The 17,230-nt window shown below is 69.0% G+C and carries 19 protein-coding genes and 1 other RNA gene; 12 read left to right on the forward strand and 8 right to left on the reverse strand.

Annotation, left to right across the window (positions count from 1 at the left end; translation table 11 throughout):
* Positions 1 to 22: 22 nt before the first annotated feature.
* Both hemE and ATO6_RS07270 read right to left on the reverse strand, forming a co-directional pair.
* Complete coding sequence (gene hemE / locus ATO6_RS07265) at positions 23 to 1,054, reverse strand: uroporphyrinogen decarboxylase (RefSeq protein WP_088623219.1); 1,032 nt, start codon at positions 1,052 to 1,054, stop codon at positions 23 to 25.
* Between the two features lie 47 nt (positions 1,055 to 1,101).
* The gene (locus ATO6_RS07270; protein WP_088623220.1) at positions 1,102 to 1,803 is read right to left on the reverse strand and encodes a YafY family protein; all 702 of its coding nucleotides are present in this window, start codon (positions 1,801 to 1,803) and stop codon (positions 1,102 to 1,104) included.
* A 119-nt stretch (positions 1,804 to 1,922) separates the two neighbouring features.
* On the opposite strand from ATO6_RS07270, the gene ATO6_RS07275 reads away from it, so the two are divergent.
* The 3 genes from ATO6_RS07275 to ATO6_RS07285 all read left to right on the forward strand — a co-directional run bounded on the left by ATO6_RS07275 (position 1,923) and on the right by ATO6_RS07285 (position 3,894).
* Positions 1,923 to 2,102, forward strand: coding sequence for a hypothetical protein (locus tag ATO6_RS07275; protein WP_088623221.1), 180 nt, complete (start codon positions 1,923 to 1,925; stop codon positions 2,100 to 2,102).
* A complete protein-coding gene (gene hemC / locus ATO6_RS07280; protein ID WP_088623222.1) occupies positions 2,099 to 3,043 on the forward strand; it encodes a hydroxymethylbilane synthase in 945 nt (314 codons plus the stop codon). The genes ATO6_RS07275 and hemC overlap by 4 nt, the downstream gene beginning before the upstream one ends.
* 62 nt (positions 3,044 to 3,105) lie before the next feature.
* Positions 3,106 to 3,894 carry an aminoglycoside phosphotransferase family protein gene (locus tag ATO6_RS07285; RefSeq protein WP_217898977.1) on the forward strand — a complete coding sequence of 263 codons (789 nt, stop codon included), beginning with the start codon at positions 3,106 to 3,108 and terminating at the stop codon, positions 3,892 to 3,894.
* Here the strand turns inward: ATO6_RS07285 and ATO6_RS07290 are convergent.
* Positions 3,882 to 4,877 carry a Hint domain-containing protein gene (locus ATO6_RS07290; RefSeq protein WP_088623224.1) on the reverse strand — a complete coding sequence of 332 codons (996 nt, stop codon included), beginning with the start codon at positions 4,875 to 4,877 and terminating at the stop codon, positions 3,882 to 3,884. The genes ATO6_RS07285 and ATO6_RS07290 overlap by 13 nt on opposite strands.
* A gap of 175 nt (positions 4,878 to 5,052) precedes the next feature.
* On the opposite strand from ATO6_RS07290, the gene ATO6_RS07295 reads away from it, so the two are divergent.
* The 3 genes from ATO6_RS07295 (at position 5,053) to ATO6_RS07305 (ending at position 7,437) form a co-directional block, all read left to right on the forward strand.
* Positions 5,053 to 5,991: a class 1 fructose-bisphosphatase gene (locus tag ATO6_RS07295; RefSeq protein WP_088623225.1), complete on the forward strand. Its 939-nt coding sequence runs from the start codon at positions 5,053 to 5,055 to the stop codon at positions 5,989 to 5,991.
* 76 nt (positions 5,992 to 6,067) lie between these two features.
* Positions 6,068 to 6,754, forward strand: coding sequence for a ribulose-phosphate 3-epimerase (rpe, locus tag ATO6_RS07300; protein WP_088623226.1), 687 nt, complete (start codon positions 6,068 to 6,070; stop codon positions 6,752 to 6,754).
* Between the two features lie 5 nt (positions 6,755 to 6,759).
* Positions 6,760 to 7,437 carry a class I SAM-dependent methyltransferase gene (locus ATO6_RS07305; RefSeq protein ID WP_254919084.1) on the forward strand — a complete coding sequence of 226 codons (678 nt, stop codon included), beginning with the start codon at positions 6,760 to 6,762 and terminating at the stop codon, positions 7,435 to 7,437.
* 149 nt (positions 7,438 to 7,586) lie between these two features.
* Here ATO6_RS07305 and ATO6_RS07310 read toward each other — a convergent pair whose 3' ends face one another.
* Positions 7,587 to 8,957: an L-serine ammonia-lyase gene (locus ATO6_RS07310; RefSeq protein WP_088623227.1), complete on the reverse strand. Its 1,371-nt coding sequence runs from the start codon at positions 8,955 to 8,957 to the stop codon at positions 7,587 to 7,589.
* Positions 8,958 to 9,127: 170 nt separating this feature from the next.
* Between ATO6_RS07310 and ATO6_RS07315 the strand changes: the two genes are divergently transcribed.
* The gene (locus tag ATO6_RS07315) at positions 9,128 to 9,838 is read left to right on the forward strand and encodes a response regulator (RefSeq protein WP_088623228.1); all 711 of its coding nucleotides are present in this window, start codon (positions 9,128 to 9,130) and stop codon (positions 9,836 to 9,838) included.
* Between the two features lie 185 nt (positions 9,839 to 10,023).
* Here the strand turns inward: ATO6_RS07315 and ATO6_RS07320 are convergent, their stop codons facing one another.
* Positions 10,024 to 10,722: a glutathione S-transferase N-terminal domain-containing protein gene (locus ATO6_RS07320; RefSeq protein WP_088623229.1), complete on the reverse strand. Its 699-nt coding sequence runs from the start codon at positions 10,720 to 10,722 to the stop codon at positions 10,024 to 10,026.
* A 144-nt stretch (positions 10,723 to 10,866) separates the two neighbouring features.
* On the opposite strand from ATO6_RS07320, the gene mscL reads away from it, so the two are divergent.
* From mscL to ATO6_RS07345, 5 genes are all read left to right on the forward strand, one after another.
* Entirely contained in the window at positions 10,867 to 11,304 is a 438-nt protein-coding gene (gene mscL / locus ATO6_RS07325; protein ID WP_088623230.1) for a large conductance mechanosensitive channel protein MscL, read from the forward strand.
* A 103-nt stretch (positions 11,305 to 11,407) separates the two neighbouring features.
* A complete protein-coding gene (locus tag ATO6_RS07330) occupies positions 11,408 to 11,866 on the forward strand; it encodes an Lrp/AsnC family transcriptional regulator (RefSeq protein ID WP_088623231.1) in 459 nt (152 codons plus the stop codon).
* 163 nt (positions 11,867 to 12,029) lie between these two features.
* Entirely contained in the window at positions 12,030 to 13,616 is a 1,587-nt protein-coding gene (locus ATO6_RS07335) for a GMC family oxidoreductase (RefSeq protein ID WP_088623232.1), read from the forward strand.
* Between the two features lies 1 nt (position 13,617).
* On the forward strand, positions 13,618 to 14,196 hold the full coding sequence (locus ATO6_RS07340) for a flavodoxin family protein (RefSeq protein WP_088623233.1): 579 nt from the start codon (positions 13,618 to 13,620) through the stop codon (positions 14,194 to 14,196).
* Between the two features lie 97 nt (positions 14,197 to 14,293).
* Complete coding sequence (locus ATO6_RS07345) at positions 14,294 to 15,136, forward strand: neutral zinc metallopeptidase (protein WP_088623234.1); 843 nt, start codon at positions 14,294 to 14,296, stop codon at positions 15,134 to 15,136.
* Positions 15,137 to 15,139: 3 nt separating this feature from the next.
* Here the strand turns inward: ATO6_RS07345 and rsgA are convergent, their stop codons facing one another.
* From rsgA to ATO6_RS07360, 3 genes are all read right to left on the reverse strand, one after another.
* Positions 15,140 to 16,189, reverse strand: coding sequence for a ribosome small subunit-dependent GTPase A (rsgA, locus tag ATO6_RS07350; protein WP_088623450.1), 1,050 nt, complete (start codon positions 16,187 to 16,189; stop codon positions 15,140 to 15,142).
* A gap of 69 nt (positions 16,190 to 16,258) precedes the next feature.
* Positions 16,259 to 16,357, reverse strand: an RNA gene (ffs, locus tag ATO6_RS07355) — signal recognition particle sRNA small type.
* A 50-nt stretch (positions 16,358 to 16,407) separates the two neighbouring features.
* Complete coding sequence (locus ATO6_RS07360) at positions 16,408 to 17,127, reverse strand: phosphatase PAP2 family protein (RefSeq protein WP_088623235.1); 720 nt, start codon at positions 17,125 to 17,127, stop codon at positions 16,408 to 16,410.
* Positions 17,128 to 17,230: the final 103 nt, after the last annotated feature.

The raw sequence follows: 17,230 nt of genomic DNA on the forward strand, positions 1-17,230 counted from the left end.
GGCGTACCGGTTGTTGCCTGGATCAGGCGCCCCGGACCGTGTCGATCATCAGCTGGACGTTGGCCGGGTCGGCGTCGGGGGTGATGCCGTGACCGAGGTTGAAGATATGGGGGCCGTTAGAGAAGGCTTTCACGATGCGCCGGGTCTCGTCGATCAGGTTCTGGCCGCCGGTGACCATGTGACCGGGGGCGAGGTTGCCCTGCACGCAGCCGTCTGTCTGGACATTCGCAGCAGCCCAGTCGGCGGCGACGGAGTTGTCGAGCGCCACGCAGTCGGCCCCGGTCGCCTTGTGGAAACCGATGTACTTGTCCCCGGCCTCGCGCGGGAAGGCGATGACGGGCAGGCCGGGATGGCGGGCCTTGAGCTCGGCGATGATCCGTTTCGCGGGGGCGGTGGCGTAGGCGTCGAAATCCGCGCCCGAGAGCGATCCGGCCCAGCTGTCGAAGAGCTTGACCACCTCGGCCCCGGCCTCGACCTGTTTGGACAGGTATTCGATCGTCGCCTCGGTGATCCGCTCCAGCAGCGCCTCGAACAGCGCGCGGTTCTCGGCCTTGAGCGCATGTGCGGGGCCCTGATCCGGCGTGCCGCGTCCGGCGATCATGTAGGTCGCGACCGTCCACGGGGCACCGGCAAAGCCGATCAGCGTGGTGTCGCGCGGCAGTTCGCGGGACAGGATCGACACGGTCTCGTAGACCGGCGACAGCGTCTCGTGGATGTCCGAGACGGGACCGAGCCTGTCGAAGTCGGCCTGCGTGGTGACGGTCGACAGGCGCGGGCCCTCGCCGGTGACGAAGCGCAGGTCGGCGCCGAGCGCCTGCGGCACCAGCAGGATGTCGGCGAAGAGGATCGCGGCGTCGAACCCGTAGCGGCGGATCGGCTGCAGCGTCACCTCGGCGGCGAGGTCGGGCGTGTAGCACAGCGACAGGAAATCGCCCGCCTTTTCGCGCGTGGCGCGGTATTCGGGCAGGTAGCGGCCCGCCTGCCGCATCATCCAGATCGGGGGCACGGGCAGCGTTTCGCCGGCGAGGGCGCGCAGGATCGTCTTGTCGGGCATCGGGGGCTCCTCTGTCGCCCGACAGGTCGCCGCGCGGGGCCGGGATGTCAAGCCGCGCCGCGGCCCTCGGGCTGTTCCGTCGCGGCCTCGCGCTCCGCCCATAGGGTCCTCAGCGTCTCGCCCTGACCGGTGAAGGTCTCGTTCAGCTCCTGCCATGCGTATATCCGGTCCATCCGGAAATGCCGCAGGTCGTGGCGCAGCTCGCACCACGCGGCCAGCATCTTGACCTCGACGTGGTAGATCACGACCAGCGGGCGGATGGTGCGCTCGGTCCGCGGGCCGGCCGGCGTCTCGTAGGTGATGCGCAGCTTGCGCTCATCGCGGATCGCGCGGCGCAGGAGCGAGACCGGCACGCAGCCGAGCGCAGGGTCGTCGGCGGGTGCGCCGAAGGGCGCGACGTGGAGCCATGTGGCCGGGCCATGCAGGGCGTCGATCTTGTCGCAGACCCGCTGGCCCGCGCGCATCAGGGCCATGTCGCCGGTGCGGGCGAGCATCGCCAGCGCGACGCGCAGCGCCTCGGTTTCCTCGGTGTCGAAGTTCAGCGGCGGCAGGTCGTAGCCGCGCCTGAGGACATAGCCGATCCCCGCCGCCCCCTCGACCGGCACGCGCATCGCCTGCAGGGCGGCGACGTCGCGATAGACCGTGCGGACCGAGACCTCGAGCGTTTCGGCCAGCGCCTCGGCGGTACGGGGGGCGGCGGCGGCGCGGAGGGTCTGGATCAGTTCGAACAGGCGATCGGGGCGGGACATGACGGGGCTTTCGGGCGGCAATGGGCGGGCGGTCTCTGCTGCCATCCTAGCACGCCCTGCTGACAGCTGCATGGCAGGAGCCTTCTGCTTGGATCGCCGGGCCGCAACGGAGGCCCGCCATGCCATTCTACGATCACATCATCCTCATCCGCCTCGGCCTGGGCCGCTGGCGCACCGGCCCGGCCCGCCGCCGTCTCACCACGCCGCTGCGCCTCAGGGCCGCGCCGAAATGCCGCCCGGCCCGTCCGCGCCACACCGTCTTGCAAGCCCTGACCTGCGCGCTTAACACGAGGCGATGACACTCGCCCTGCCCACGCCCTCCGCCCCGCTTCGCATCGGAACCCGCGGTTCGCCGCTCGCGCTTGCGCAGGCGCACGAGACGCGCGACAGGCTGATGGCGGCCTTCGGTCTGGAAGAGGCCGCGTTCGAGATCAGCGTGATCCAGACGACCGGCGACCGGGTGCAGGACCGCGCCTTGCGCGAGATCGGCGGCAAGGGCCTGTTCACCCGCGAGATCGAGCAGGCGCTGCTGCTGAACGGCATCGACATCGCCGTCCATTCGATGAAGGACATGCCGGTGCTGCAGCCGCAGGGGCTGGTGCTGGACTGCTACCTGCCGCGCGAGGACGTGCGGGATGCTTTCGTGTCATTCCACGAGGGCGGCATCGGCGCCGTCCCGCAGGGGGCCAGGGTCGGCACATCGTCGCTGCGGCGCGGGGCGCAGATGCGCCTGCGCCGGCCGGATGTGGAGATCGTGGAGTTTCGCGGCAACGTGCAGACGCGGCTCAGGAAGCTTGGGGAGGACGTGGCGCATTGCACCTTCCTCGCCATGGCCGGGCTGAACCGTCTGAACCGGGCGGACGTGCCCGCTCAGGCGATTTCGCCGGACGAGATGCTGCCGGCTGTCGCGCAGGGTGCCATCGGGATCGAGCGGCGGGCGGATGACGTGCGCGTGGCCGAGATGCTGGCGGCGATCCACGACGGGCCGACCGCCGACCGGCTGGCGGCGGAACGCGCGTTCCTCGCCCGGCTGGACGGATCCTGCGAGACGCCGATCGCCGGGCTTGCGGAACTCGACGGCGGGACGCTGCGGCTCAGGGGGCAGATCCTGCGACCCGACGGCAGCGAGGCGCTGGAAGACGACGGCACCGCGCCGGTTTCGGACGGCGCGGCTCTTGGCGAGGACATGGCGCGGCGGCTGCTGGAGCGGGCGGGCGACGGGTTCTTCGACTGGCGCTGAGCATGGGGCCGCGGATACCGCAGGGGATCGCGGCTGATTTCCGCGTTCTTGAGGCGGAGCACGTGACCGATACGGCGATCGCCACGGTCTGGCGCGTCACGCTTGCGGACGGGTCCGGGGCCGCGCTCAAGCTGTTTCACGACTCGGGGCTCGCCAACGAAGGGCCGGGGCTGGACTGGCTGGCCGCACGGGACGGACGCGGGGCGGTGCGCCTGTTGCGCCGCGCGGGGCGGGCGGTGCTGATGGAATGGGCACCGGGGCCGTCGCTGGGGGACCTCTCGCGGACCGGGCAGGACATGGCTGCATCGCGGCACCTGTTGGACGTTGCGCAGGCGGTTCATGCCGGGTCGGCTGGCGATCTGCGGGGGCTGCCGGATCTGGGCGACTGGTTCGCGGCGCTGCTCAAACTGGCCGTTGCGCCGGATTGCCCGGTTTCGGCTGCCGCGGATCTCTGGCGGGCGCGCGATCTGGCGCGGGGGCTGCTGGCCTCGCAGCGGGATGTGATTGCGCTGCATGGCGACCTGCATCACGACAACGTCCGGCACGGGCCGCGCGGCTGGCTGGCCTTCGATGCCAAGGGCGTCCGGGGCGAGCGGGCCTACGAGCTTGCCAATGCGTTCCGAAATCCCAAAGGCGCGGAGCGGCTGCAGCGGGATCCGGCCCGGATCGCGGCCTGCGCGGACCTGTGGTCGGCGGGGCTGGGGGTTGCGCGGGGGCGGCTGCTGGACTGGGCGGCGGCGAAATGCGCGCTGTCCATCGTGTGGCGCGCGCGAGGGCCGGTGGCGGCGGATGCGGAGTTCGACCTGCTGTCGCTGCTGCTTGACGTGCCGCGCCGGGGTCAGGCGGCCTGAGCGGCCGAGGCGAGGATGCGCCGCGCCTCGGACATCCGCAGGAACGGCGCTGCGGGTTCGGGGGCGGGGCCCATGGCCGCGCGGATCCGCCCGACCGCATCCGGCGGAAGGGTGCCGAAGGCCATCGGACCGGGCCAGAAGGATTCGCAGGTCACGCCCTCGGCCAGGACGAGGCTGTGGCGGTCGGTGACAAGATGCACATAGGTCGTGGGCCCGGCGTCCCGCATCTTGCCGATGCGGCGGAGCTGGGTCAGCGCGCGGGCCGGGACCAGCGCCTTGAGGCAGGGCAGGAAGACCCTGTGATGGGGCGACAGCACCAGATCCCGGCGCGGCAGGCCGGGGCCGAGGCTGCCCGCCCGCAGACGCACCGGCGCCTCTTCGGGCCGGGTGGCGGCCGGCACCGTCTGCGACAGAACGAAACGCACCGGGGCCAGCGCCCCGTCGGCCAGGCGCAGCATGGCGCCGGGTTCCAGCGCCTCGACAGGGGTGTCGCCCGTTTCCGTCGCGATCCGCGTGCCAAGGCCGAAACAGGCGGGTGACGACGTGGCATAGGCGTAGCTGCCGCTGACACCATCCGTCCGGCCGATCACCGTCAGCGCCTCGCCGAAGGGCGGGACGGGGCCCTGAACGACGAAGCCCTCGATGTTCCAGGCATCGTTGGACATCGAGATGAACTGGAGTGTGTAGGTGTTGTTGTCGCCATCGCGGACGATGAGTTCGTATTCCGACTCGATGATGGTGCCGTCGGGATAGGTCACCCCGTTCAGCGTATAGCTGCCGTCCGTGGTCTGCGGGCCGGGATCGTCGTCGTCGAAGGTGTTGTTGGTGGGATCGTCGACCCGGATCACCTGGGTTTCCGCCCCCGGTGTGATCGTGACGGTGTCGCTGTTCATTGCGAACTGGTAGCCGCCGTTGTCATCGAACGTCGCAGCACTCGTGGTGATCCACGAGATGTCGAAGACCTCGAGATTGAAAATCGCCATGGCGCAGCTGCCCGTGCCGGGTTTTCGGCATTGTTTCCCGTCAGATAGCGCGCGCAGGTTAAGGCAGGGTTAAATTGAGCCAGCTCACGGTTTCTTGAGTGGCAATCCACGCTGGCGCCATCCGGCAAAGAGTGGGATAACCCGCGCGACCAATGATCAGCCGCCGGAGTATCCCATGTCCGCCATCGCGCCCGACCACATTCCCGCCCGTCTCTACCCCGTGATCGACGCGCTCTGCGCCACCGGAATCGACGTGGCGCTGACCATCGCGCGCGGGCCGCTCGGCCAGTCGCTGGCCGAGGGCGTGGGCGAGAATACGGGCGGCGACCAGCAGAAGGCGCTGGACGTGCTGGCGGACGAGGCGTTCGAAAAGGCGCTCGGCCCGGCCGGGGTGAAATATTACGCCAGCGAGGAGCAGGAGGGCGTGCTGACCCTCGGCGACGGTCCCTTTGCGCTGGCGATCGACCCGCTGGACGGGTCGTCGAACATCGACGTGAACGTGTCGATCGGCACCATCTTCTCCGTGTTCGAGGCAAAGGACGGGGCCGAGGAGAGCTTCCTCCGCCCGGCGTCGGAACAGATCGCGGCGGGCTACATCATCTACGGTCCGCAGACGGGCCTCGCCGTGACCTTCGGCGACGGCACGCTGATGTTCGTGCTGGACCCGGTGACCAAGGTCTTCGAGCTGGCCGAGGCCCGGATGTCGGTGCCCGAGGCGGCCAAGGAATATTCGATCAACGCGGGCAACCGCCGCCACTGGCCGGGCTGGGTGAAGAGCTTTGTCGAGGAATGCGAGGCGGGCAAGGACGGCCCGCGCGGCAAGGATTACTCGTTCCGCTGGGTCGCCTCGCTGGTGGCTGAGACGCATCGCATCCTGACGCGGGGGGGCACGTTCCTCTATACCGGCGACGCACGCCCGGCCTATGCCAAGGGCCGCCTGCGGATGGTCTACGAGGTCGCGCCGATGGCGATGCTGATCGAACAGGCGGGCGGCATGGCGACCGACGGCAAGCGCCCGATCCTGTTGCTGACGGCGGACGAGTTGCACGGCAAGCAGCCCTTCGTGTTCGGCTGCCGCCAAGAGGTGGAACGCGTCTCGGAACTGCACGGCTGAGCGAGCGCCGCGTGAGGCCCTTCACACGCGGCCCGCGCGACGACATATAAAACGCCTGCACGCATAGGAGCCTGCCATGACCTTCGACCGCCGCGTCAAGATCGCCCCCTCGATCCTCTCCGCCGATTTCGCCGATTTCGGGCGCGAGATTCAGGCCATCGAGGCGCAGGGGGCCGACTGGGTCCATGTCGACGTGATGGACGGGCATTTCGTCCCGAACCTGACCTTCGGCCCGCCCGCCGTGAAGGCGTTCCGTCCGCATGTGAAAACGGTGATGGACGTGCACCTGATGATTTCGCCCGTCGATCCCTACATCCAGGCCTATGCCGATGCCGGGGCCGACGTGCTGACCGCGCATGTCGAGGCGGGGCCGCATATCCACCGGACGCTTCAGGCGATCCGCGGCGCGGGGATGAAGGCCGGCGTGGCGCTGAATCCCGGCACACCGGCCGAGGCGGTGGCCCATGTGCTGGACCTCTGCGATCTGGTCTGCGTGATGACGGTCAACCCCGGCTTCGGCGGGCAGAGCTTCATCGACATGACCGCCAAGGTCCGCCAGCTGCGGTCGATGATCGGCGACCGCCCGGTGCATATCGAGATCGACGGCGGGGTCACGCCGGAGACCGCGCCCAAGGTGGTCGAAGCCGGGGCGGACGTTCTGGTCGCCGGCTCCGCCGTGTTCAAGGGCGGGTCCGTGTCGAAGCCCGAGGTCTATGGCGAGAACATCCGCGCAATCCGGCTGAGCTGCGACACGCTGGTCTGAGCGGCGTGAGCGATCAGCCGCCCGGCGCGCACGAGGGCTATGCCGCCCGCGTGGCGCGACAGATTCCCGGCTTGCACGATCTGCACCGGATGGCCGGCCTGCTGCTGGCCGAACGTGTGCCTGCGGATGGCCGGGTGCTTGTCCTCGGTGCCGGGGGCGGGCTGGAGCTGCTGGCGCTGGCGCGGATGCAGGCGGGGTGGCGGTTCGTAGGCGTGGACCCGTCCGATGTCATGTTGCGGCAGGCGCGGGATTTGCTGGGCGATCTGGCCGGTCGGGTCACGTTCCACGAGGGCTATATCGATGACGCGCCCGAGGGGCCGTTCGACGGTGCGGTCTGCCTGTTGACGCTGCATTTCCTGCCAGAGGCCGAGCGGCTGGCCACGCTGCGGGCGCTGGCCGATCGGTTGCGGAAGAACGCGCCTTTCGTCGTGATGCACCACAGTGTCGAGGACGGGGCGGAGGGCGATGCCGCGCTCGTCCGCTACGTGGCGTTTGGGCAGGCGGAGACGGACGCAGCGGCGGCTGAGGCGAGCGCGAAGGCGTTTCGCGAGCGTCTGCCGATGCTGACGCCCGAAGGCGACGAAGGGCTGTTGCGGCAGGCCGGGTTCGGCGGGGTGCGGGGCTTTTACACCGCGTTTTCGCTGCGTGGGTGGGTGTGCTGCCGACAGGGTGGCGCGGAGTAGGCGGCGCAGCCTTGGAGCTTGGGCGGGGAGATCATCCGGTCAAGCCGGATGATGACGTTTCTTCGCGCGACCGTTTCGCGACTGGGGCCAGAAAACTCGAACAATTCGGACCGGCCACAGGGCGTGGCTCATCCCGCCCTATCGCCACCTCAGCAATTCGGCACGTTCACCGCCAGCCCGCCGAGCGCCGTCTCCTTGTATTTCTCGTGCATGTCCGCCCCGACCTGCCGCATCGTCTCGATCGCCGCGTCCAGCGGCACCAGGTGCGACCCGTCGCCCCGCAAAGCCAGCGAGGCCGCCGAGACGGCCTTGATCGCCCCCAGCCCGTTCCGCTCGATGCAGGGCACCTGCACCAGCCCCCGGATCGGATCGCAAGTCATGCCCAGATGATGCTCCAGCGCGATCTCGGCGGCGTTCTCGATCTGCTCGGGCGTGCCGCCCATCACGGCGCAGAGCCCGGCCGCCGCCATGGCCGAGGCCGATCCGACCTCGGCCTGGCACCCGGCCTCGGCGCCCGAGATCGAGGCGTTGAACTTGACCAGCCCGCCGATCGCGGCGGCGGTCAGGAAGAAATCGGCCAGTTTCGCCTCCGACGCGCCCGGCACATGGTGCAGCCAGTAGCGGATCACCGCTGGCACCACTCCCGCCGCCCCGTTCGTCGGCGCGGTCACGACCTGCCCGCCGGCCGCGTTCTCCTCGTTCACCGCCATGGCATAGGCCGAGATCCAGTCGTTGACGACGTGGGGCGGCGGCTGGTTCTGCCCGCGCTCGGCCAGCAGCGCGTCGTGGATCGCGCCCGCCCGGCGGCGCACGTTCAGCCCGCCCGGCAGGATGCCGTGCCCCTGAAGCCCGCGGTCGATGCAGTCGTTCATCGCCTGCCAGATCCGCCCGATCCCGGCCTTCAATGATCCGGTCCCCCGCGCCGCCTCGTTCGCGGCCTTCATCCCGGCGATGCTGAGGCCCGAGCGATGCGCCATCTCCAGCATCTCGGCGGCGGACTTGAAGGGGAAGGGCACCGGGGTGCCCTCGTCGGTCGGGGTGCCCTCGGCCAGTTCCGCCGCCGTCACCACGAAGCCGCCGCCGATGGAATAATAGGTCTGCTGCAGGATCACGTCGCCCTGCGCGTCGGTGGCCGACAGGATCATGCCGTTGGGATGGCCGGGCAGCGGCGGGCCATAGTCGAAGACCAGATCCTCCTCGGGGATGAACCCCAGCTCCGGCAGACCCTCCGGCGCGACCCGGCCGGTTTCGCGGATCGTGGCCAAGGCAGCCTCGGCGCGGTTGGCGTCGTAGTCGGCGGGGCGGAACCCGGCGAGGCCGAGGATCACGGCCCGGTCGGTGGCATGCCCCGCGCCGGTGAAGGCCAGCGATCCGTGCAGGCTGGCGCGCAGGCCGCGCGGTCGGAACGGCGCGGCGCGCAGGTCGTCGAGGAACCGCGCGGCGGCGACCATCGGGCCCATCGTGTGTGACGAGGACGGGCCGATCCCCACCTTGAAGACGTCGAAGACGGAAAGGAACACGTCGCGGACTCCGGTTGCAGGTTCTGGGCCATAGACGCAGCCCCCCGCCCGGCACGCAATGCGAAAGGCGACCCTTCCGGTATTGCCTGCGGCGGGAACGTTAACCTGTGGTTAGGCAACTGGCGCTTAGGCTTCGATACATCCTGACTCATCAAGCGGGGGAACTTCTCATGGACATCACAGACTCAACCGGGCCCCGGCCGACGGCGGACAGGCCCTTGCTCGGCATGACCGTCCTGGTCGTCGAGGACAGCCGCTTCGCCTCCGAGGCGCTGCGCCTGCTCTGCCTGCGGTCCGGCGCGCGGATACGGCGGGCGGACTGCCTTATGTCGGCCCGGCGGCACCTTCAGGTCTACCGGCCGACCGTCGTGATCGCGGATCTCGGCCTGCCGGACGGATCGGGGGCGGACCTGATCGCCGAACTGGCGGCCACGCCGCGCCGGGTCGAGGTTCTGCTCGGCCTCAGCGGCGACGACGGGGGCGAGGCGCTGGCGCGCGGCGCCGGGGCGGACGGGTTCCTGGCCAAGCCGGTCGAAAGCCTGGCCCGGTTCCAGACGGCGATCCTGAACCACCTGCCGCATCACCGTCAGCCCGCGGGGCCACGCATGGTCACGGCGGAACGGGTCGAACCCGACCGGATCGCCTTTCGCGAGGACATGGAATACGTGGCCGAGATGATCGACGGGGTGCGCGACGATGCCGGGCTGGACTATGTCGCCCAGTTCCTCGGCGCCGTCGCACGCAGCGCCAGCGATGCGGCGTTGGCCGATGCGGCGGGCGCGCTGGCCGATGCGCGGCGGGCGGGGCGGGCGATCCAGCCGGACGTCGCCCGGCTGGCCGGTCTGGTGCAGGCGCGCCTGTCGATGCCGGTGGCGATCTGACCACCCCGGCAAAGGGCGTGGTCACACACGGTGTCGCGCCGGTTCAATATGCGCGGGTGCGGCACGAGATTGCGACCCGCACCCGGGACAGCGCGCCATCAGGACCGTCGCGGCGGCCCCGCCCGAGAATGCTCGGCAGGACGGCCACGACGATCACCCGTCTCCGGCGCTCGTGACCTGCCAGTTCAGCTTTCGGGACGGGGCGGCACGTTCTGACCGGCCTGTACGGCGGGCCGCGCCATGAAGCGGTCGACATAGGGCTGCAGGTTCTTGAACCCGTCCCAGCCGAGCAGTTCTTTCGCGTCGTAGAAATCCAGCGCCTGGATCCACGGCACGATCGCGATGTCGGCGATGGAATACTCGCCCGCGATCCACTCGCGCCCCTCGAGCGCGCCGTCCAGCACGTTCAGCAGGCGTTTCGCCTCGCCCACGAAGCGTTCGCGCGGGCGCGGATCCTCGATGTCCTTGCCGGCGAACTTGTAGAAATAGCCCAGCTGGCCCAGCATCGGGCCGAGCCCGCCCATCTGCCACATAAGCCACTTGATGGCCTCGTATTTCCCGGCGCCCGGCGGCAGCAACTTGCCGGTCTTCTCGGCCAGGTAGATCAGGATCGCTCCGCTTTCGAACAGGCCGACGGGTGCGCCGTCCGGTCCGTCCGGGTCGATGATCGCGGGGATCTTGTTGTTCGGCGACAGCGACAGGAACTCGGGGCTTCGGACGTATTCGTCACCCAGCGGGACCAGATGCGCCTCGTAGGGCAGGCCGATCTCTTCCAGCATGATGCCGATCTTCTTCCCGTTCGGCGTGGGGAAGGAATAGAGCTGCAGGATGGACGGGTCCTTGGCCGGCCAGCGGTCGTTGATCTTCATTTCCGTGATGGACATCGGGACTCCCCGTGAAAAGCGGTTGCAGAAATACACATATGGCGACCGGCGCGCGCAAAACACCGTTCGATTTGTGCAGAGCTTTGCTAAGCTTTGTGCGGCGCCGCAGGGTCGGGCGCCGGACAACAACAAGGGCGTGGGGACATGCTGAACGAATTCAAGGCTTTCATCGCCAAGGGCAATGTCATGGACATGGCCGTCGGCATCATCATCGGCGCGGCGTTCACGGCGATCGTGAAATCCATGGTCGACGACCTGTTGAACCCGATCATCGGCCTGTTCACGGGCGGGATCGACTTTACCAACAACTTCGTCGTTCTGTCCGGCAGCGGCCCCTTCGACAGCCTCGACGCGGCACGCGAGGCCGGCGCGGCGGTCTTTGCCTACGGCGCCTTCATCATGGCCGTCATCAACTTCCTGATCGTGGCCTTCGTGGTCTTCATGCTGGTCAAGGCCGTCAATCGCGCCAAGGAAAGCGTGATCGCGGAGGAAAAGGCCGCACCCGCCGAGGAGAAACCGGCAGGGCCCACCCAGCTGGACGTTCTGCTGGAGATCCGCGACCAGCTCAAATCCCGCGCCTGACCGCGCTAATATCGTGTGAAAGGCGGGAACAGCTCTCGCCTTTCCCGCATTCTGCCGAATATTCTGCGCACCGAATGACGAAGTGCGAAAGGATCTCCGGCCCATGTCCCTCGACTCCATAGATCGTTCGATCCTGCGGGTGCTGCAAAGGCAGGGGCGGATTTCCAACGCGGATCTGTCGGCGCGGGTGAACCTGTCGCCCTCGGCCTGCCACCGCCGGGTGCAGCGGCTGGAGACGGATGGCTACGTGAAGGACTACGTGGCCCTTCTGGACGCCCGCAAGCTGCAGGTCGCCACGACGGTCTTTGTCGAGATCACCCTGCAGGGCCAGTCGGACGAGGTGCTGGATGCCTTCGAGACCGCCGTGGCCCGGATCCCGGACGTTCTGGAGTGCCACCTGATGGCCGGCTCGGCGGATTACATCCTGAAGGTCGTGGCCGAGAACACCGAGGATTTCGCGCGGATCCACCGCCAGCATCTGACGCGGCTGCCGGGGGTGGCGCAGATGCAGTCGTCCTTCGCGCTGCGGACGGTGTTCAAGACGACGGCGCTGCCGGTCTGAGCGATCGCGCCAGTGGAGAGGCCGGGGGCTCTGCCCCCGGACCCCCGAAGTATTTGAGACCAGAAGAAGCAGGGGACCTGCGCGATGCCGTCAGACGGGGCGCGCGGCCGTGGATGGACAGACGGGCGTCGCGCGGCCAAGGTTGCGCGAGGGGAGGCGCCTTATGGACTGGGATTACATCATTGTCGGGGCGGGCAGCGCGGGATGCGTGCTGGCCAAGCGGCTGGGCGAGGCGGGGCACCGGGTGCTGCTGCTGGAGGCCGGCGGGCGGGACAATTACCACTGGGTGCATATCCCGATGGGCTATCTCTACTGCATCGGCAATCCGCGCACCGACTGGATGTTCCGCACCGAGGCCGAGGCGGGGCTGAACGGGCGGCAGCTGCTCTATCCGCGCGGCAAGCTGCTGGGGGGATGTTCGTCGATCAACGGGATGCTCTACCTGCGGGGTCAGGCGGCCGATTACGACGGCTGGCGACAGCGCGGGCTGGCGGGCTGGGGGTGGGAGGACGTCCTGCCCTATTTCCTGAAATCGGAGGACTACGTCGAGGGCGCCAGCGACATGCATGGCGAGGGCGGTGAGTGGCGGGTCGAGAACCAGCGGCTGCACTGGGACGTGCTGGACGACTGGATGGCGGCGGCCGAGGCAGCGGGGATCCCGCGCACCACGGATTTCAACCGGGGCGACAACGAGGGCGTCGGCTATTTCCGCGTGAACCAGCGGGCCGGGTTCCGGATGAACACCGCCAAGGCCTTCCTGCGGACCGCGAAGGCGCCGGGACTTAAGGTCGAGACCGGGGCGCATACGCGTCGGGTGCTGGTCGAGGAGGGGCGCGCGGTTGGCGTCGAATACCTGCGCGACGGGCAAGTCGTTACGGCGCGCGCCAAGGGCGAGGTGATCCTGTCGGCAGGCGCGGTGAACTCGCCGCATATCCTGCAGCTCAGCGGGTTGGGCCCGGCGGCGCTGTTGCAGGAGCGGGGCGTCGGGGTGATCCGCGATCTGCCGGGCGTGGGGCGGAACCTGCAGGACCACCTGCAACTGCGCCTGTCGTGGCGGCTGCGCGATGCCAAGACGCTGAACACGCTGGCCTCCACCCTGTTCGGCAAGGCGTTGATCGGGGCGGATTACCTGTTCCGCCGCCGCGGGCCGATGACGATGGCGCCCTCGCAGCTCGGCGCCTTCACCCGCTCGCGCGAGGGGCTGGCGACGCCGGACCTCGAATACCATGTTCAGCCGCTGTCGCTCGACGCCTTCGGCCAGCCGCTGCACAGCTATCCGGCGATCACCGCATCGGTCTGCAACCTGCGTCCCGAGAGCCGGGGGACGATCGAGCTGGCCTCGCCCGATCCGATGCAGGCCCCGAAGATCGCGCCGAATTATCTGTCGACGGAGGGCGACCGGCGGGTGGCCATCGACGCGATCCGGCTGACCCGCCGGATCATGACGCAGAGCCCGATGGCGCGCTACGCCCCCGAAGAGGTGAAGCCGGGCGCGGAATATGACACCGACGCCGATCTGGCGCGGGCGGCGGGCGACGTGGGGACCACGATCTTTCACCCGGTCAGCACCGTCAGGATGGGGCCGGAGGACGACGCGCCGCTGGATGCGCGACTTCGCGTCAAGGGGATCGGAGGGTTGCGCGTGGTCGATGCCAGTGTCATGCCCACGATCACCAGCGGCAACACCAACTCTCCGACCATCATGATCGCCGAGAAGGCCGCCGACATGATCCTCAAGGACAGCGCCTGACATGACCGACACGCCCGCAGACATCGTCATCGCCTACTGGTCCGGCTCGGGCTCCGTGAGCCTCGCCGCCCAGCTGATCGCCGAAGGTGCGCGGGCCGAGGGGGTTGAGGTCACGCTGACCGATGTCTCGGCGCTGGACGACGCGGGCTGGCAGACGTTGCACGGCGCCGCGGCCATCGTGTTCGGCACGCCGACCTACATGGGCGGGCCCGCGGCAGGGTTCAAAGCCTTTCTCGACGCGACGGGCGACCGGACATGGGTCAAGCGGATGTGGCTGGACAAGCTGGCGGGCGGATTCACCAGCGGGGTGAACACAGGCGGCGACAAGCTCGCGACGCTGTCCTCGCTGTCGGTCTTTGCCGCCCAGCACGGCATGGTCTGGATCGGTCAGGACCTGATCGGCGCGCCGGTCGTCAAGGACAACGCGGGGCTGAACCTGTCGGGCACCTTCCTCGGGCTCGCGGTCAATTCCGATGGCGAGGGCGGTCTGACTCCCGGCTGCGAGGCCTCGGCCCGGCATTACGGCGCGCGGATGGCCCAGGCCGTCAGACGCTGGAACGGCGCTGTCGCCGCCGGTTGAACCTTTTTCATTCTCGCGGCGTTCATCCCGGTAACAATTCCGTTCCCGGCGCCGCCTGCGCGTGCATATGGTGCCTAGTCAGTTTCAGGGGGTCGCCATGCGTCTCAAGGGTGTGCGCCGCAGCGCCAATGTCGATGATCGTCGCCGGATGGGTGGCGGGGGCGCCATCGGCGGGCTCGGGATCGGCGGCGTGCTGCTGGTTCTGGCCATCGGCTACTTCACCGGCATCGACGTCACACCGCTTCTGACCGATTCGAGCGGCACGCAGGGCGCACAGGTCGAGCGCGAGCTGACGCCCGAAGAAGAGGCGGCGGGCGACTTCACGATGCGCGTTCTGGCGACGACCGAGGACGTGTGGCGGCAGAAGCTGCCGGACCAGGCCGGGATCGAATACACCCCGCCGCAGCTGGTCCTGTTCTCGGGCCGGACGCAAAGCCCTTGCGGCGATGCCTCGGGCGCGACGGGGCCGTTCTACTGCCCGATCGACAGCCGCGCCTATATCGACACGGCTTTCTTCGCGATGCTGGCGCAGCGCCTTGGTGCGCAGGGCGATTTCGCGGCAGCCTACGTGGTGGCGCATGAGGTCGCGCACCATGTGCAGAACGAACTGGGCATTCAGGGCAAGGTGAACCAGATGCGGCAGGCGGCCAGCCAGACGCAGGCCAACGCGATAACCGTGCGGCTGGAACTACAGGCGGATTGCCTGTCCGGGGTCTGGGCCTCGGGCGTTGAGGGCCTGCTGGAGCCCGGCGACGTTCAAGAAGCGCTGAACGCTGCCCGCCAGATCGGCGATGACACGCTGCAGCGCAATGCGGGGCAGGTGCCTCAGCCGCATACCTTCACGCACGGCACGGCCGAGCAACGCTCCAGCTGGTTCGCGCGTGGCTACGAGAGCGGCGACATCAATTCCTGCGACACGTTCAGGGCGCAGGACATCTGACGCTCAGCCCCCCTTGTCGCGCCGGTGCGCGGCCTGCGTGACGCGGATATGCTTGTGAAACCGCTTCTGCCGCGCCCGGCCCTCGGCCACGGTTTCGGTCGCGTGCCGGTCCTCGGCCTTCAGCTTGCGCCAGCGCGCCAGCCGGTCGGGGTCCAGCGACCCGTCCGCGATCGCCGCCTGAACGGCGCAACCGGGTTCCTTTTCATGCGCGCAGTCGCGGAACCGGCACTCGGCGGCAAGGTCGAGGATCTCGGAGAACACCGCGTCGATCCCCTCGGCGGCGTCCATCACGCCCATTTCGCGCATGCCCGGCGTGTCGATCAGCCAGCCGCCCGCAAGTGTCCGGTGCAGCGACCGGGCGGTGGTGGTGTGGCGTCCGCGCGCGTCGTCCTCGCGGATGTCGCCCGTCGCCTGCACGGTGCCGCAGATCGCGTTGGTCAGGGTCGACTTGCCGGTGCCCGACATACCGACCAGCGCGACGGTCTTCCCCGGCCCTGACCAGGGTTCGAAATGGCTGGCCGCGTCTGCCGCCTTGGCGTTCAGCAGGATCACCTCGACCCCGCGTGCGGCCTTGCGTGCGTCCTCGGCATAGCGCTGCGCCGTTTCGGCAAGGTCGGCTTTGGTGATGACAATTACAGGCTCGATATCGGCCTCGTAAGCTAGCGCCAGCGCCCGTTCCAGCCGCGGCACGCTGAAGTCGTCGTTGCAGGAGGTCACCACGAACAGCGTGTCCACGTTCGCCGCGATGAGCTGCGCGTGTATCTCGCGCCCGGAGGCGCGGCGTGACAGCTCGGTCCGCCGCTCCAGCACCCGTGCGGCGCGCCCGGTCGCCGGATCGGCCAGCACCCAATCCCCGACCGCCACGTCGCCCGCGCCGATCTCGGGGGGCAGGGTCAGCGACAGCGGGCCGCCCTCGCTCAGCGCGGTCAGCCGGTCGCGCTGGACCTCGGCCACGCGGGCGGGCGTCAGGGTTTCGAGGTCCTGAAGGTCGAGTTGGGACAGAAAGAACTGGGACCAGCCGAGCGCACGCAGGTCGGGTGAGGGCAGGGTCATCGGGGCGGTGCGAACATGCGGATCATCCGCATACAATAGCGCGGCTCCGGGCAGGGGGGCAAAGGGGAAAGGTGAGAGGCTGGACAACGACCCAAGCGGGACTCGTTACGGCTGCTTCCTTCCGGACCTGACCGGGTTGGCGAGGCACTTGCCCGCGCCAACCTCTCAATCCGCGATATAGGGCGGAGAAACCGGATTCGCAACCCGTCCGCGCCGGATCACCTTTCGGTCCGGGTCTCCGGCTCAATCTGGCCGCTGCGCCCGAGGTAGCGCGCGATCAGCCAGACGCCGAAAGCCCAAGCCGCCCCCAGCGACCAGCCCGCCAGGACGTCGGACGGCCAGTGCACGCCCAGGTAGACCCGGCTGATCCCGACCAGCATCGTCAGGATCGCCGCCACCACGATGCACAGCGCCCGCACCCGCATGTCGCTTTGTGTCCGGGCCAGCATGACGGCCAGCGTCAGGTAGGTGATCGCGGCCATCATGGAATGGCCCGAGGGGAACGAAGCCGTCACCACCTCGACCCCGTGCGGCACCAGATCGGGGCGGGGGCGCGAGAATCCGGACTTCGCCAGGTGCGACAGCGCCTGTCCGCCGAGGATTGCGGCGGCCAGCAGCACCACCGAGGCGCGCTGCCGCTTGAGCAGCAGGAAGGCGATGACCGACAGCGAGATCAGGGTCAGCACCGTCACCCCGCCAAGCGCGGTCAGGTCGCGCATCGCGACCTCCACCTGCCGCCCGCCGATCGGGTTGTCGGGCTGCCCCGGCGACCGGAGCGCCATCAGCACCGCCTCGTCGAAGGCATGCAGGTCGCCTTCCAGCATCTCGGCGGCAAGGGCGACGAAGGCCCAGAGCGCGCCGGCGATCACGAAGATCGCGACGAGGGTGGCGGTTTCGACCCGTCGGGCGGCGGCGGAGATGTGGGTGCGCAGCGTCATCCGGGAAATTATGGATCGCCCGCGCGTCCCGGCAAGCGTCAGGGCGCCGCAGGTTTGATCTGGGTCATGTCGCGGCGCGTCAGGCGTATATATTCAGCGTCGA

Source organism: Oceanicola sp. 22II-s10i (assembly GCF_002210105.1).
Taxonomy (GTDB): domain Bacteria; phylum Pseudomonadota; class Alphaproteobacteria; order Rhodobacterales; family Rhodobacteraceae; genus Pseudooceanicola.

Excerpts from the sequence above, each read along its gene's own strand:
- hemE (WP_088623219.1), bottom strand. The coding sequence starts at position 1,054 with ATGCCCGACAAGACGATCCTGCGCGCCCTCGCCGGCGAAACGCTGCCC.
- ATO6_RS07270 (WP_088623220.1), bottom strand. The coding sequence starts at position 1,803 with ATGTCCCGCCCCGATCGCCTGTTCGAACTGATCCAGACCCTCCGCGCC.
- ATO6_RS07275 (WP_088623221.1), top strand. The coding sequence starts at position 1,923 with ATGCCATTCTACGATCACATCATCCTCATCCGCCTCGGCCTGGGCCGC.
- hemC (WP_088623222.1), top strand. The coding sequence starts at position 2,099 with ATGACACTCGCCCTGCCCACGCCCTCCGCCCCGCTTCGCATCGGAACC.
- ATO6_RS07290 (WP_088623224.1), bottom strand. The coding sequence starts at position 4,877 with ATGGCGATTTTCAATCTCGAGGTCTTCGACATCTCGTGGATCACCACG.
- ATO6_RS07295 (WP_088623225.1), top strand. The coding sequence starts at position 5,053 with ATGTCCGCCATCGCGCCCGACCACATTCCCGCCCGTCTCTACCCCGTG.
- rpe (WP_088623226.1), top strand. The coding sequence starts at position 6,068 with ATGACCTTCGACCGCCGCGTCAAGATCGCCCCCTCGATCCTCTCCGCC.
- ATO6_RS07315 (WP_088623228.1), top strand. The coding sequence starts at position 9,128 with ATGGACATCACAGACTCAACCGGGCCCCGGCCGACGGCGGACAGGCCC.
- ATO6_RS07320 (WP_088623229.1), bottom strand. The coding sequence starts at position 10,722 with ATGTCCATCACGGAAATGAAGATCAACGACCGCTGGCCGGCCAAGGAC.
- mscL (WP_088623230.1), top strand. The coding sequence starts at position 10,867 with ATGCTGAACGAATTCAAGGCTTTCATCGCCAAGGGCAATGTCATGGAC.
- ATO6_RS07330 (WP_088623231.1), top strand. The coding sequence starts at position 11,408 with ATGTCCCTCGACTCCATAGATCGTTCGATCCTGCGGGTGCTGCAAAGG.
- ATO6_RS07335 (WP_088623232.1), top strand. The coding sequence starts at position 12,030 with ATGGACTGGGATTACATCATTGTCGGGGCGGGCAGCGCGGGATGCGTG.
- ATO6_RS07340 (WP_088623233.1), top strand. The coding sequence starts at position 13,618 with ATGACCGACACGCCCGCAGACATCGTCATCGCCTACTGGTCCGGCTCG.
- ATO6_RS07345 (WP_088623234.1), top strand. The coding sequence starts at position 14,294 with ATGCGTCTCAAGGGTGTGCGCCGCAGCGCCAATGTCGATGATCGTCGC.
- rsgA (WP_088623450.1), bottom strand. The coding sequence starts at position 16,189 with ATGACCCTGCCCTCACCCGACCTGCGTGCGCTCGGCTGGTCCCAGTTC.
- ATO6_RS07360 (WP_088623235.1), bottom strand. The coding sequence starts at position 17,127 with ATGACGCTGCGCACCCACATCTCCGCCGCCGCCCGACGGGTCGAAACC.